General features: G+C 64.1%; 14 protein-coding genes. 11 read left to right on the top strand and 3 right to left on the bottom strand.

Translation table 11 applies throughout. The features are described from left to right. The 4 genes from ACDA63_RS19145 to ACDA63_RS19130 all read left to right on the top strand — a co-directional run. Nucleotides 1-605: ABC transporter permease (locus tag ACDA63_RS19145; protein WP_373664900.1), on the top strand; the 605-nt coding region annotated here is incomplete at its 5' end. A gap of 125 nt (nt 606-730) precedes the next feature. After that, nucleotides 731-3,022, top strand: coding sequence for an NADP-dependent malic enzyme (locus ACDA63_RS19140; RefSeq protein ID WP_373664899.1), 2,292 nt, complete (start codon nt 731-733; stop codon nt 3,020-3,022). 69 nt (nt 3,023-3,091) lie between these two features. Further along, entirely contained in the window at nt 3,092-4,255 is a 1,164-nt protein-coding gene (locus ACDA63_RS19135) for a patatin-like phospholipase family protein (protein WP_373664898.1), read from the top strand. 97 nt (nt 4,256-4,352) lie between these two features. After that, the gene (locus ACDA63_RS19130) at nt 4,353-5,408 is read left to right on the top strand and encodes a serine hydrolase (protein ID WP_373664897.1); all 1,056 of its coding nucleotides are present in this window, start codon (nt 4,353-4,355) and stop codon (nt 5,406-5,408) included. Between the two features lie 87 nt (nt 5,409-5,495). Here ACDA63_RS19130 and ACDA63_RS19125 read toward each other — a convergent pair whose 3' ends face one another. From ACDA63_RS19125 to ACDA63_RS19115, 3 genes are all read right to left on the bottom strand, one after another. Further along, entirely contained in the window at nt 5,496-6,314 is an 819-nt protein-coding gene (locus ACDA63_RS19125) for an IclR family transcriptional regulator (RefSeq protein ID WP_373664896.1), read from the bottom strand. A 106-nt stretch (nt 6,315-6,420) separates the two neighbouring features. After that, nucleotides 6,421-6,921: a disulfide bond formation protein B gene (locus ACDA63_RS19120; RefSeq protein ID WP_373664895.1), complete on the bottom strand. Its 501-nt coding sequence runs from the start codon at nt 6,919-6,921 to the stop codon at nt 6,421-6,423. 250 nt (nt 6,922-7,171) lie between these two features. After that, entirely contained in the window at nt 7,172-7,741 is a 570-nt protein-coding gene (locus tag ACDA63_RS19115; RefSeq protein WP_373664894.1) for an EF-hand domain-containing protein, read from the bottom strand. Between the two features lie 356 nt (nt 7,742-8,097). Between ACDA63_RS19115 and ppx the strand changes: the two genes are divergently transcribed. The 7 genes from ppx to ACDA63_RS19080 all read left to right on the top strand — a co-directional run bounded on the left by ppx (nt 8,098) and on the right by ACDA63_RS19080 (nt 14,927). Continuing rightward, nucleotides 8,098-9,609 carry an exopolyphosphatase gene (gene ppx, locus ACDA63_RS19110; RefSeq protein ID WP_373664893.1) on the top strand — a complete coding sequence of 504 codons (1,512 nt, stop codon included), beginning with the start codon at nt 8,098-8,100 and terminating at the stop codon, nt 9,607-9,609. A gap of 3 nt (nt 9,610-9,612) precedes the next feature. After that, nucleotides 9,613-10,749, top strand: a complete 1,137-nt coding sequence (locus ACDA63_RS19105; RefSeq protein ID WP_373664892.1) for an MlaE family ABC transporter permease — start codon at nt 9,613-9,615, stop codon at nt 10,747-10,749. Beyond that, complete coding sequence (locus ACDA63_RS19100; RefSeq protein ID WP_373664891.1) at nt 10,746-11,522, top strand: ABC transporter ATP-binding protein; 777 nt, start codon at nt 10,746-10,748, stop codon at nt 11,520-11,522. Before ACDA63_RS19105 ends, ACDA63_RS19100 begins: the two co-directional genes overlap by 4 nt. Nucleotides 11,523-11,558: 36 nt before the next feature. Continuing rightward, nucleotides 11,559-12,503 (top strand): MlaD family protein, encoded by a 945-nt coding sequence (locus tag ACDA63_RS19095; RefSeq protein ID WP_373664890.1) that lies wholly within the window; start codon nt 11,559-11,561, stop codon nt 12,501-12,503. Between the two features lie 5 nt (nt 12,504-12,508). Further along, nucleotides 12,509-13,081, top strand: coding sequence for a hypothetical protein (locus ACDA63_RS19090; protein ID WP_373664889.1), 573 nt, complete (start codon nt 12,509-12,511; stop codon nt 13,079-13,081). Between the two features lie 97 nt (nt 13,082-13,178). Next, complete coding sequence (locus ACDA63_RS19085; RefSeq protein WP_373664888.1) at nt 13,179-13,946, top strand: TatD family hydrolase; 768 nt, start codon at nt 13,179-13,181, stop codon at nt 13,944-13,946. Nucleotides 13,947-14,018: 72 nt separating this feature from the next. Next, nucleotides 14,019-14,927, top strand: a complete 909-nt coding sequence (locus tag ACDA63_RS19080; RefSeq protein WP_373664887.1) for a dienelactone hydrolase family protein — start codon at nt 14,019-14,021, stop codon at nt 14,925-14,927. Nucleotides 14,928-14,951: the final 24 nt, after the last annotated feature.

Raw genomic sequence — 14,951 nt, 5'->3', positions numbered from 1 at the left:
TCGGCCAGCACTACGTGAGTTTCAGCCTGCCGGGGCTCAAGCCGCTGGTGATTCCCTTCCTCGCCGACATCCCCGTGATCGGCAAGATCTTCTTCCAGCAGGACCCCGTCGTGTATCTGTCGTGGATCGCTTTCGCGCTGGTGTGGTGGGTGTTGGCGCGGACCAGACTCGGTTTGCTGTTGCGCGCGGTGGGTGAGTCGCCGGAAGCCGCGCATGCGCTCGGACATCGGGTGTTGGCCCTGCGCTATGGCGCTGTCATGTTCGGCGGGGCGATGGCGGGCATCGGCGGAGCCTATCTGTCGACGGTCTATACGCCGATGTGGGTGCAGAACATGGTGGCCGGGAGGGGGTGGATTGCGGTGGCGCTGGTGGTGTTCGCCACTTGGAAGCCCGAACGGCTGATGCTCGGCGCCTACCTGTTCGGCGGTGTGACGATTCTGCAATTCCATGCTCAGGGGCTGGGTATTGCTGTGCCCTCGCAGATTCTCTCGGCACTGCCTTATGTGGCGACGATCCTCGTCCTGGTGCTGATCTCGCGCGACCGCCGCCTGCTGCAACTGAACCTGCCTGCGTCGCTGGGCCGCCCGTTCCTGCCCGGCGGGTGAGGGCCGTTCGCCCGACATCGGGCGATCATCGCGCGGTGGTACGCAATACTGCGGAAAACACGGGTAGGCGGCGCAGTCGGCATACGTAGAATCTTTCCTACCCACAGAAGAGGCAGGACGACAACATGGACGAAGTTATCCGGGCAGCGGCGCTGGAATACCACGCGCTGCCCCGGCCGGGAAAGATCTCGGTCACGCCTACCAAGGCGCTCATCAACCAGCGCGATCTGTCGCTGGCCTATTCCCCGGGGGTTGCCGCCGCATGCGACGCCATCGTCGAAGATCCCGCCAACGCCAGCCGCTATACCGCCCGCGCCAACCTGATCGGCGTCGTCACCAACGGCACGGCGGTGCTCGGGCTGGGTGCGATCGGCCCGCTGGGCGCCAAGCCGGTGATGGAAGGCAAGGGCGTGCTGTTCAAGAAGTTCGCCGGCATCGATGTGTTCGACCTTGAACTGGCCGAAAACGACCCCGACCGCCTCGTCGACATGATCGCCGCGCTGGAGCCGACCTTCGGCGGTATCAACCTCGAAGACATCAAGGCGCCGGAGTGCTTCTACATCGAACGCAAGCTGCGCGAGCGGATGAAGATCCCCGTCTTCCACGACGACCAGCACGGTACCGCCATCGTGGTCGGTGCGGCGGTCCTGAACGGGCTGCATCTGCAAGGCAAGGCGCTCAATGAGGTGAAACTGGTGACCTCGGGCGCCGGCGCGGCGGCGCTGGCCTGCCTCGATCTGCTGGTCATGCTCGGTGTGCCGGTGGAAAACATCTGGGTCACCGACATCAAGGGCGTGGTCTATGAGGGCCGCACCGAAGAGATGGACCCGATCAAGGCGCGCTACGCCAAGCGCACGGCGGCGCGCACGCTGCACGAGGTGATCGAAGGGGCCGATGTGTTCCTCGGCCTGTCGGCGGCAGGTGTGCTCAAGCCCGAGTCGGTGGCGCGCATGGCGCCCAATCCGTTGATCCTCGCGCTGGCCAACCCGACGCCGGAAATCCTGCCCGATGCGGTGCAGTCAGTACGGCAGGACGCCATCATCGCCACCGGCCGTTCGGACTATCCGAATCAGGTGAACAACGTGCTGTGCTTCCCGTTCATTTTCCGCGGTGCGCTGGACGTGGGCGCGACCACCATCAACGATGACATGAAGCTCGCTGCCGTGCGCGCCATCGCCGATCTGGCGCGCGCTGAACAATCTGAAGTGGTGACCGCGGCCTATGGCGAGCAGATTGCTTGCTTCGGGCCCGAGTACATCATCCCCAAGCCGTTTGATCCGCGCCTGATCGTGAAGATCGCGCCGGCCGTGGCCGAGGCTGCGGTGACCTCCGGCGTGGCCACGCGCCCGATCGACGACTGGGAAGGCTATCGCCAGCGGCTCAACAATTTCGTGTGGCAATCCGGCCTGCTGATGAAGCCCGTATTCGCCGCCGCCAAGGCTTCGCCGCAACGCATCGTGTTTGCCGAGGGCGAATCCGAGCGCGTGCTGCGCGCCGTGCAGACCGTGGTGGATGAACGCCTCGCACGCCCCATCCTGATCGGGCGGCCGGATGTCATTCGCATGTACATCGACCGCTTTGGCCTGCGCATCCGCCCGGACATCGATTTCGAACTGGTCAACCAGGATTCCGATCCGCGCTATCGCGAACTGTGGTCGTACTACCACAACCTGATGGAGCGGCGTGGCGTCTCGGTGGAATACGCCAAGCGCGAAGTGCGCCGCCGCACCACGCTGATCGGTGCGCTGATGCTGCGCTTCGGGTATGCCGAAGGCATGATTTGCGGCACGTACGGCATGCACCACCATCACCTCAAGTTCGTCGAAACCGTGCTCGGCCGGCAGAAGGGCGTCGAACATTGCTACGCCATGAACATCCTGGTGCTCAACAACCGCACCATGGCGTTGTGCGATACGTACGTGAACCCGGATCCGACGGCCGAGCAGATTTTCGAGATGACGTGCCTGGCGGCGCAGGAGCTTTCGCGCTTTGGTGTCACGCCCAAGATCGCGCTGCTGTCGCATTCGAGTTTTGGCACGGATGATTCGCCAACCTCCATCAAGATGCGTCGCGCGCTGGAGTTGCTGCACGAGCGTCGTCCGGACCTGGAAGTGGAAGGCGAAATGCATGGCGACGCGGCGCTCGATCACAACATCCGTTTGCAGGTGTTCCCCAATGCGCGCATGCGTGACGACGCCAATCTGCTGATTTTCCCGACGCTCGACGCGGCCAACATTGCCTTCAACCTGCTCAAGACGGCGGCGGGCGAGGGCATGACCATCGGCCCGATCCTGCTCGGGTCGGCCAAGCCGGTGCACATCCTCACGCCGACGGCGACGGTGCGACGCATCGTCAACATGACCGCACTGACCGTGGTAGAAGCCGCACAGGCTGCTGCACGCGCCAGCGAGGGCTGAGCGGGCCGATACCGGGCAGACTGTCGATTCATGCGCTATGCATGAATCGACACGTTGCGGAGTCTGTCCATGGAAGACCGGGCTGCCCTGGTGTTGTCTGGCGGTGGTGCGCGCGCGGCCTACCAGGTCGGCGTGCTGGCGGCCATTCGCGAGATATGGGGACGTCGGCCCGGCTCTCCCTTCGATGTGCTGTGCGGCACGTCCGCTGGCGGTGTGAATGCCGTCGTGCTGGCCTGCTATGCGGATGACTTTTCCGGTGCGGCACGTCGCCTGTCGTGGATGTGGCGCAATTTCTCGGTCGAGCGCATCTACCGTGCCGGATCGATGGACATCGCCCGTTCCGTGGTGGGATGGGCGCGCGCCATGCTGTTGGGCTGGTTATGGTCCGGCAGCCCGCGCTCGCTGCTCGACAATGCGCCGCTGCGCGAATTGCTCGAACACCATGTGCCGTTCGAGCGCATCGAGCGCAATATCGACGCCGGTTTTCTCTACGCGGTCAGCGTGACGTGTTCGGGCTACGGCAGCGGGCAGAGCCTCACGTTTTTCGAGGCGCGCAAAGGCGTGGCGGGCTGGCAGCGCTCGCAACGCGTGGGCATGCCGTGCCGGCTGGGTGTGGATCACCTCATGGCGACGAGCGCGCTGCCTTTCGTCTTTCCAGCCATCAAGATCAATCGCGAGTATTTCGGCGATGGTTCGATGCGCCAGCTGGCGCCCATCAGCCCCGCGATTCACTTCGGTGCGACGCGCGTGATGGTCATCGGCAACGGCCGGGCGGATGGCGAAGTCTCTCGCGATGGCGATCCCGCTTACCCGACCCCGGCCCAGATCGCCGGCCACGCACTCAATTGCATCTTTCTGGATGGCCTCGCCGTCGACCTGGAGCGGCTGTCCCGCATCAACGACACGCTCGCGCGCATGTCGGTCGAGCAACGGCAATCGATGGGGCTCAGCATGCGGCCAATCGAAACGCTGATCATTTCGCCGAGCCAGCGTCTGGACCATATTGCTGCCAAGTACATGAGAACTTTGCCGTGGATGCTGAGAACCGTTCTGCGGGGCACAGGCGCCTACGGTCGGACAGGTTCAACGATTCTGACGTATCTCATGTTCGAGAGGCCGTATACTCGCGAGCTGATCGAACTGGGCCGTAAAGATGCCATGGCGCGACGCGGGGAAATCGAGGATTTCCTGAGGATTGCGCCGGAACTGAAGTCCGTTCCGAGCGGTCGATAGCGGAGAAATTTGTTTAAGAATCGCTGCTATCCCTTTAATTTTCTTCGTCGATTGCTACAATTCCCACAGCTTGTCAGGAATTTCCAAGGGTGTCCCCATGCGTTTTGGCCAAATCTTCGCGCTTGTCTTGAGTCTCATGTTCATCGCGGGCATGGCCAATCCGGTGCATGCCGCCTCATCGAGTCGTTCCAAGAACACCGAAAAAACCGTCAAAGCGAAGCCTTCCTCCAAGAAAGTGACCGCTAGCAAGGCGGTCTCGAAGAAAGCCACCACCAAGTCGCGCGCAGTGGCGCCTGCCAAAAAAGTTACCGCCAAGAAAGTTGTGAGCCGCGTCGAAGAACAGTTCGACAGAGACGGCAACCCGTTGCTGCGTTCCGCCGCTTTCATGGTGCAGGAGATCGATTCCGGCCGCGTGCTGTTGGAGAAAAATGCCAACAGTTCACTGCCGATTGCGTCCATTTCGAAGCTCATGACTGCCATGGTGGTGTTGGACGCCCACCTCGATCTAAACGAACAGATGCAGGTGTCCGAAGATGACGTCGATCGTTTGAAGAACACCAGTTCGCACCTGCCCGTGGGCACTGTGCTGAGCCGCGACGACATGTTGCGCCTGGCGTTGATGGCTTCCGAAAATCGTGCCGCCTCGGCTTTGTCGCGCTATTACCCGGGCGGCCATGGCGCATTCATCGCGGCGATGAACGAAAAGGCCCGCGTACTGGGGCTGAAGGAAACCCGCTTCGAAGACAGCATCGGCCTCAATAAGAACAACGTGTCGTCGGCACGAGATCTTGCCATTATCGTGGCAAACGCTGCCCGTTACCCGCTGATCCGCGAATTTACGACCACTGCCGAGCATACGGTGTCGCTCAATGGCCGCCCGCGTGTGTTCCACAACACCAATGTGCTGGTGCGCCAGGCGAACAACGACTGGCAGATCGGCCTGTCGAAGACCGGCTTCATTAATGAATCCGGCCGCTGCCTGGTGATGCAGGCCTGGTTCAGCAACAAGCCGGTGGCCATCGTGCTGCTCGACTCAAACGGTAGCTATACGCGCATCGGCGACGCCAACCGCATTCGCAAGTGGGTGGAAACCGCGCTGGGATCGCAGTCGCACGTCGCGACCCTGTCGCTGGGGGGTGACGCATCGAACTGAGCCGCGCGCGAACGCTGTTCAGACAAACGCCGCAACGTGAGTGCGGCGTTTTTGTTTGTGCAGCGGGTGTGAAAGCCGCGCGGGAGTTCAGCGGCGGGCGGAGGGCCCTACGTAGCCGAGGCCACGGGAGATTTCGAGCGCCGTGTCGCGCACGATGGGCGCCCAGTCCGGGTTGAAGCGTTCGGCGGGTGTAGAAAGAGACAATCCGGCCACCAATGTGCCCGAGTCGTCCCGAATGCCCGAGGCGATGCAGCGTACGCCCGCTTCGACTTCTTCCATGTCGTAGGCAATCTGGTGGCGACGCACGCGGTCGAGTTCCTGCTCCAGTGCCTTGACCTGTGTGATCGAGCCGGAGGTGTTGGCAGGCAGGCCGGTGCGCTGTGCGTATTCGCGCGTGGCTTCTACGCCTTGCTCGGCGAGGAACAACTTGCCCGTGGCGGTGGTGTGCAGTGGGCCGCGACCGCCGACGATGTGCACCACGCGGACGGCCGAGCGGCCACTGGAGGTGCGCTCGATGTACATGATTTCATCGTCGGCGCGTACCCCGAGGTTGACGCTCTCACCCGTCAGGGCATGCAGCCGCAGCATCGCGGGCATGGCGACTTCACGCACCGAAATGCGCGATTTGACGAGATTGCCCAGCTCCAGCAGGCGAATGCCGAGGCGGTAGTTGCCGCTGTCCGTGCGATCGGCGAAACCGCGCGCGCACATGGCGCCAAGGATGCGGTGCGCAGTCGACGGATGGAGTTCGGTGTCCAGCGCCAGTTGCTTGAGCGAGACCGATTCCGAGTGCGCAGCCAGCGCATCGATCAGGTTCATCATGCGGTCGATGACCTGGATCGAAGTGCGGTTTTCCTTGCTATCGGCGACTTCGGGATTCGGAGAGGAAGGCTGGCTTGTACCCATGCGTCAATCTTACTCGATAGAACCTGATTTCGCATGATGAAATATCGCCTGCCATGACGGCCGGTCGGACGCCGCCGCGATCGGGCGGCGTCGCGTCGTGCAAAGCTCAGGCGCGCTTGCGGAAGGTCTGCCACAAGCCGAATACACACAGTACGGTGAACGTCACCAAGCCCCATTCAGCCAGAGACAGGCCGAACATCTTCCAGTCGACCACCGAACAATCCCCCGAGCCCTGGAAAATACGCGGCAGCAGATCGGCCAGCGGGAACCGGCTGACCATGTACTCCAGGCCCGGACCGCAGGTCGATATGCTGGGCGGATTGTGTTGCAGCCAGGTCTGGCGCGCCGCCACGCCGCCGGCGGCGATGGCGCATGCCGCGAGCAGCAGCCCGTAGGCACGCGGACCCCAGCCTCGAGGATTCGGGTTATGCAGGCCGGCAATCAATGCCACCAGTCCGCAGGCCACCAGGCCGTAGCGTTGCAGGATGCACATTGGACAGGGCTCGATGCCCTCGACCAGTTGCAGATAGAAGGCGATGGCGAGCAGGACGGCGCAGCCGAAGAAGACGCTCAGGAAGAGAAACCGGTTGGACAGTCTGTTGATCATGGTCGCAGGTCGAAAAGAAGCGCTCGTTCGATCCGCTTTCGCCGGATCGGTTCAATCCGCGCGATTGTAGCGTCACGGGTTGATGACGGGTCTTGACCTGTCCGGCGGCGTCACGGATTGCGCCAGCGGCGACCACTTCAAAAAAAAACCGCAGCTCCCGGGGAGGAACTGCGGCAAGCGGAGAGAAAAACAGGAAATACAAGTACTACTACATGTACTGGAGGCCGGGCGGGGGCCCGACCTCGCGTACTCACTTGGCGGGCGGCGGCGGGGGCGGCAGCTCGCCACGTGGACCGCGCGGATGTTCTGCGCGGAACTTCTCGCGGGCGGCCTGGGCTTCTTCGCGCGAAACCTTGCCGTCCTTGTTGGTGTCGGCCGCGTCGAACATGGCATGCGCGCGGTCGGTCATCTGTTTGAGCGAAGCGTCCAGTTCGTCGCGCGTCACGACGCCGTCATGGTTGGCGTCGGCGTGATCGAAGAACGGGTCGCCGCGGCGGGGCGAACGCGGATGATGACGATCCTTGCGATCAGCGCGCGGCTGGGGCATGGCGTTGCGCAGCTCGTCCGGCGTCAGTTTGCCGTCCTTGTTGGCGTCGATCTGGTCGAAGCGTTGGGCCAGGCGAGGCATGCTCTTCTGGACCTCGGCGCGCGACAGGGCGCCATCGCCATCGGTGTCGGCAGCCTTGAAGCGCGCTTCGAAGCGCTGTTGCATGTTGGGCGCGGCGGCCGGCGCGGATTGCTGGGCGAAGGCCGGTGCAGCCGCCATGACGGCGACGAGTGCAGCAATCTTCATCAGACCGGTGGTACGAATCGATGTCATGTAATGACTCCTCGTTTGTGTGGAACTGAATGCAGCGGGCCGACCGGCCTTGGGGTTGGGGGCGTGGGGCCGGCCCGTCTGCATGGAGCTCATATTAGGGAGCGCCTGGACGAGCCTTGTGTCCCCTGCGAAAGGCTGTGTTTCAATTTGTTAGCCTTCTGCGAGCGTTCGCGGCCCGCTTGACGATGACATGCCGCGCCCGCGCGAAGTGCTCCAGGGAGTGCGATGCCGCCCGCCGGGGCAAGACCGGAACGCGTCGGCTGCGCGTTGCGCGTCGTCGATGATTCTGTCCCGTGATCGGCGCGAGCGGATAGAATCGCGCTCACTCTCCCCTTGCGTGCACACCAACGTCTTCCATGAAGCACGAACTCATTGCGGCCGTCGACCTCGGCTCGAACAGCTTCCGGCTGGTCATCGGCCGGACCGAGAAAGACCAGATCTATGAACTGGACAACCTGAAGGAGCCGGTGCGATTGGCGGCAGGGTTAGGGCCCGACCGCATGCTCGACGACGCGGCGCAGGACCGTGCTCTCGAAGCGCTGCGTCGGTTCAACGAACGCCTGCGCGGGTTCGAGCCCGAGTCTGTTCGTGCGGTGGCGACCAACACAGTGCGCGTGGCGAAGAACACGCCGCAGTTCCTGCTGCGCGCTGAAGAAGCGTTGGGTTTTCCGATCGAAGTGATCGCTGGCCGCGAGGAAGCGCGCCTGATCTATGTCGGCGTGGCGCACAGTCTGGCCGACCCCGGCCTGCAGCAATTGGTCGTGGACATCGGCGGTGGTTCCACCGAGTTCATCATCGGCCGCAACTTCGAACCGCTGCAGCTCGAATCGCTGTACATGGGCTGCGTCAGCCACAGTCTGCGTTACTTCCCCGACGGCACGATCACGCGTGCCGGCATGAAAGAATCCGAACTCGCAGCAAGGCACGAGATGCAGGCCATCGTGCAGGCCTACCGCAACACGGGCTGGGAACAGGCCGTCGGCTCGTCCGGCTCGGCCAAGGCCATCTGCGACGTGCTCGAATTGAATGGTCTGTCGCCCATGGGCATTACGCGCGACGGACTCGAAAAACTCCGTCACCTCATGCTCAAGGCGGGTCATGTCGACCGGCTCGAACTCGAAGGGCTGAAGTCGGATCGCCTGCCTGTGTTCGGCGGTGGTTTCGCCATCATGTACGCCTTGTTCAAGGAGCTGGACCTGGACCATATGGTGTTCTCCGACGGCGCCCTGCGGCTGGGCGTGCTGTATGACCTGCTTGGACGCTATCACCGGCACGATCTGCGCGACGCGACAGTGCAGGCCTTTCTGCGTCGCTACCAGGTCGACCTCGAACAAGCGCAGCGCGTGGCCGAAACAGCGGTGGGTTTTCTTGAGCAGGTCTCGCCCCATTGCGAGGATCAGGACGACAACGATCGCCGTTTCCTCGTCTGGGCCGCGCTTCTGCATGAGATCGGTCTGTCCGTGGCGCATTCGAGTTACCACAAGCACACCGCCTACATTCTCGCCAACGCCGACATGCCGGGCTTCTCGCGCATGGATCAGGCGCGTCTCGCACGGTTGGCACTGGCGCACCGCGGCAAGCTCGAACGCGTGCAGGGCACCGGTGCGGATGACACGGATTGGTTGCTGATTCTGTGCCTGCGTCTGGCGGTCATCGTCCATCGCTCGCGCGATGCCGTCGTCAAGCCGGCATTGCGGCTCACGCATGACAAACGCGGCTATACCGCCGTGGCGGCATCCAGTTGGCTTCATGCGTCGGCGCTCACGGCCGCCGGCCTGCAGGAAGAAGAGCAACAGTGGGCGCGACTGGGCAAGGTGTTCCGCGTGCGCACCGAACGCAGCCCGGCCACCACCCAGGTGGCGGAATAAGGCATGTCGCGGGCCGGCCCCAATACCGCGCTGACGCAGCATCCGCCCCGCATCGAGCACGTCGCCGAGCGCTACGTGCTCAGCGGCGACTGGAGTCTTGCTGCGCTGCGCCGTCGCCTCGTTCCCATCCGTCACCGGCTTGAAGAGGCCCGCGGAGCGCAGGTCTGGGACCTCACCGACATTACCCGGCTCGACTCCTTCGGCGCGCTGTTGTTGTGGCGCACGTGGGGCCTTGCCGAACCCGAAGCGGCTGTCATTCCCGATCGTCTGCGCGACGCGTTCGACCGTATTCGCGCCGCCGCCGCGCTTCCCATCGAAAAGCCTCGTCGCGACTGGCTGGCTCCGCTTGCGCGCATCGGTCGGGCGGTGATCGGTGCGTTCGATCATGCGGTTGGTGTGGTCGAGTTGCTCGGTCGCGTGTCGATCGAGCTGGCCATGCTGTTGCGCAATCCGTCGCAGATTCCGTGGCTGGAGATCTCCGCCGCGCTCTACAAGACGGGCGTGCGCGCGATGCCGATTTCCGCGCTGCTCGGTTTTCTCATCGGCGTGGTGCTGTGTTACCTGTCGGCGCTGCAGTTGCAGAATTTCGGCGCCGATGCCTTCATCGTGAACATCCTCGGCATCGGCATCATCCGCGAGCTCGGGCCGATGCTGGTGAGCGTGCTGGTGGCGGGGCGTTCCGGCTCGGCCATCACCGCGCAACTGGGTGTCATGCGCGTCACCGAAGAAATCGATGCGCTCGCCACCATGGGAATCTCGCGCTACCAGCGGCTGGTGCTCCCCAAAGTGCTGGCGCTCGCTTTTGCCATGCCATTGCTGGTGTTGTGGACTTCGGCGGCGGGTCTCATCGGCGGCATGGTCGTGGCCGACCTGCAGATGAACCTCGACTACCGCTACTTCATCACCACACTGCCGCGGGTCGTGCAGGTGGCCAACGTGTGGATCGGGCTTGGCAAGGGCGTGATCTTCGGCGTGACCATCGCGATCATCGCGTGCCATTACGGCCTGCGTGTGAAGCCGAATACCGAGAGCCTGTCATCGAACACGACGGCGGCCGTGGTCGCGGCGATTACCGCCGTCATTGTGCTCGACGCCTTGCTCGCGATCGCAACACGTTCGATCGGAGTCGTCGCGCGATGAGTGCCGTCATCGACATGCGGGGCATCCGTACGCTGTTCGGCAACAACGTCGTGCATGACAACATCAACCTGCGCGTCGAACGTGGCGATCTGTTGGCGCTGGTCGGCGGATCGGGTTCCGGCAAGACCACGTTGCTGCGCCAGATGGCTGCCCTGATGGCGCCGAGCTCGGGCCGCGTGATGTTGTTCGGCGAACCCATCATGTCGGGCGATCGGGCAACGCGCATGGCGCGTCGACGCCGCTTCGGCATGATGTTCCAGCAAGGCGCGCTGTTCTCGGCCTTCACCGTTTTCGAGAACGTCGCGTTCCCGCTGCGCGAACTGGGGCGCCTGACGCCCGAGGAAATCCACGCCCTGGTGATGAGCCGGCTGGCGCTGGTGGAACTGACCCCCGACCACGCTCGGCTCATGCCAGCAGAGCTTTCCGGTGGCATGATCAAGCGCGTGGCGCTGGCTCGCGCGCTGGCGCTGGAACCGGAATTGCTGCTGCTGGACGAACCCACGGCGGGGCTCGACCCGGACCGCAGCGCAGCTTTCGTGCGGCTGGTGCGCTCGCTGCACCAGCAACTCGGGCTGACCGTGGTGTTCGTCACGCACGATCTGGACACGCTGGCCGCGCTGTCCAATCGCGTTGCCGTGCTGGCCGAACGCCGTATACTCGCCTGCGACACGCTGGACGCCGTCATGCGGGTAGATCACCCGTTCATCAGGCGCTTCTTTCGCTTGTTGCGAAGCAGCGAATCAGCAATCGACTCAACGATGGACACCGAATAAGGGCGCGCGCCGCGTCGCCCGGAGAACTGGAAGAACATGGAGAATCGCGCCCACGCGCTCGTCGTCGGCTTGTTTGCGGTGCTGCTGTGCGCAGCGCTGGCCGTCACGCTGTGGTGGTTTGCCGGCAGTGGCGAGGAATTCAAGCACTACGAGCTGGTCAGCACGCACACCGTCACGGGGCTGAACCCGCAGGCGGCGGTGCGCTATCGCGGCGTGCGCGTCGGGCGGGTGATGGACGTTGAGCTCGACGAGAACGACCCGCAGCGCGTCATCGTCACCATCCGCGTGCGCAGCGATATCCCCATCACGCGCGATACGCGCGCCACGCTCAACGCGCAGGGCATCACGGGGACTTCATACGTGTTGCTCGACGACGACGGCAAGGACCCGCGTCCCATTGAAGCCGCTGCCGGACAGTTGCCGCGCATCCCGCTTTCGCCCGGTCTGCTCGACCAGGCATCGAGCGCCGGGCGCGACATCATCGCGCGTCTGCAGGATGCCTCCATCCGGCTCGAAAAACTGCTGTCGGAAAAGAACCTCAACAACATCGACGCCACGCTCAACAACGTGGCACAGGCCACCGCGCATCTGAACGACACGCTCGCGCAGGCGCCGCAACTGGTGGCCGACCTGCGCCGCTTCACCTCACAACAGAACGCCGAACAGTTGTCGTCGGCCATCACCGACCTGCGCCGTGCCAGCGCGCAGATCGGCCCGGCCATCGACAACTGGAACCAGACGCTGGGCCGCGTGCGCGCGGCTGGCGACCGCATCGACCGACTGGGCGGAGACTTGCAGACCAGCCTGACCGGCGAGACGTTGCCGCGCGTCAATGAGCTGGTGTCCGAACTGCAGACCACGGCCTCGCAACTGAACCGGGTGCTCGACGACATGTCGCGCTCGCCCCAGATGCTGCTGACTGGCCGGCAGGCGATCGTGCCCGGTCCGGGCGAAACCAACCAGGGGCCTGTCCAGAGATGATCCGCATGCCGCGCACTGTCGCGACGTTCGTTGCTGTTGCCGCTTTGTCCGCCTGTACGGTGCTGCCGGAGGCCGCGCCCCGTGTCATCGAACACGATCTCGGCGCCCCGTTCGCCGTGGGCGCTGCACGCAGCCCCGTAGCGTTGCGCGCACTGAATGTCACCGCGCAGCCGATGATCGCAGGCGTGACCATGTTCTACCGTGACGCCCGAGAGCCGACGCGGCGCGGCGCCTTTGCGTTCAACCGCTGGTCGGCGCCGCCCGCAGCCATGGTCGACGCCGCGCTCAACCGGCTGCTCGCTGTCGATGGCGGTGGCCGCTGTCGGCTGCAGGTGACGCTCGGCGAATTCATCATTGACGTGGACGCCGCCGGCAAAGGGCAGGCCATGCTGTCCGCCAATCTGCGGCTGGCGGGCGATCCAGCAGCCAACGCGCAGACGATCATCGACATCGCCGTGCCGATGACCCGGGTCGATGCGGCCACGGGTGCGGCCGCCATGCGGCAGGCCGTCAACCAGTTGGGCGCCGACTCCGCGGCCTGGCTCGCGTCCGACGCCGCGCGCAGTTGCCGCGGCTGATCCGCGCGTTGCCTTGCGAGCGCCGGGAACGGCGCTTGCCGCCTCATGGTCGTCCTTGTCCGCGCGTAAGCGCGGGCACCGCTAGAATGAGGCCGTCATGTTGATCGACACCCACATTCATCTCGACGCTGACGAATTCGACGCCGACCGCGACGCGGTCGTCGCGCGTGCGCGCGAAGCCGGTGTCGGGCGCTTTGTGATTCCGGCCGTCGACGTGCGCAACTTCGATCGCGTGCGAGAGCTCGCCACGGCCTTGCCGGGCAGCGCATGGGCGGCCGGTATCCACCCTTTGTTCGTCGACGGTTCGAAGGCGTCGGACATCGCAACGCTGCGCGCGCGCCTGGCCGAAGGCGGCGCCTGCGCGGTGGGCGAGATCGGGCTGGATGGCTACGTGGAGGACGCGGACCCTGTCCGGCAGGACTGGTTTTTCGTCGAACAGCTCAAGCTGGCGCGGGAGTTCGACCTGCCCGTGATCGTGCACGTGCGCCGTGCGCAGGACCGCGTGCTCAAGTATCTGCGCCGCTACCGACCGCGTGGCGGCATTGCCCATGCCTTTAACGGCAGCCGCCAGCAGGCGGACGTTTTCATGTCGCTGGGCTTCAAGCTCGGATTCGGCGGAGCCATGACCTACAGCGGTTCGACGCGCATCCGAGAACTTGCGCGCACCATTCCAATCGAACACATCGTTCTCGAATCGGATGCCCCGGACATTCCGCCCGCCTGGGTGGGCAAGGGGCGCAACGAGCCGGTCTTCGTGGCACGTTTCGCGGCAGTACTGGCCGAGTTGCGCGAGATGGGAGAGAACGGAGCCGATGAAGTGGCGCGGGCCACGACAGCCAATGCCCGTGCCGTGCTGCAACTGTAGCGAAGACAAGCATTGCCGGGTGCGCGGCAAGCATGCCCGGTCACCAACCCCAACGTGTCAAGGAGCCGGATGATGCAGAAGCAGGACCACACCTCTCGCCCGATCAGCCGCGAAATCATCGAGCTGTACGACGAATACACCCATGCGCCACTGCCGCGGCGCGATTTCATTCAACGGCTGGCCATGATCACTGGCAGCGTGTCGGCCGCCTACGCAGTCTTGCCGTTTCTCGAGAACAACTACGCCCAGGCGCAGATCGTGCCGGCCAACGACGACCGTCTGGTCACCGGCAAGGTGACCTACCCGGCGGGGCAGGGGCAGCAGGGCACGGTGCATGCCTACCAGGTCTATCCAAAGAATGCCTCCGGCAAGCTGCCCGCCGTGGTGGTGATCCACGAGAACCGCGGGTTGAATCCGCACATCGAAGATGTCGCCCGTCGCCTGGCGCTCGAAGGCTATCTGGTGATCGCGCCGGACTTCCTCAGCCTGGATGGCGGCACGCCGACGGACGAGGATCAGGCCCGTGCGATGTTCAGCAAGCTGGACATGAAGAAGGCGCTGATCATCGGCGAGGCCTCGGTGCGATACCTCAAGCAGAATCAGCGCGGCACCGGCAAGGTCGGCGTGGTGGGCTTCTGCTGGGGAGGCGGCATGACCAACCAGTTGGCGGTCAACGTGCCCGATCTCGATGCGGCCGTCGCCTACTACGGCCCGCAGCCCAAGTCGCCGGAAGAGATCGCACGCATCAAGGCGCCGCTGCTGCTTCACTACGGTGGCCTGGACAAGAACATCAATCCGGGCATTCCGGCCTATGAGAAGGAGCTCAAGGCGCATCACAAGGAGTACCAGGTCTACATCTACGAAGGCGCCGATCACGGCTTCAACAACGATACGGGCGCGGCGCGCTACAACGAGGCCGCTGCCAAGCTGGCGTGGTCGCGGACGGTGGACTTCCTCAACAAGCATCTGGGATCGGCCTGAGCGGTTTTGCGGCAAAAAAAAAAA

The sequence above is a fragment of the Uliginosibacterium sp. sgz301328 genome (assembly GCF_041807905.1).
Lineage (GTDB): Bacteria > Pseudomonadota > Gammaproteobacteria > Burkholderiales > Rhodocyclaceae > JBGVSA01.
This window is presented reverse-complemented; position numbering and strand designations above follow the sequence as displayed.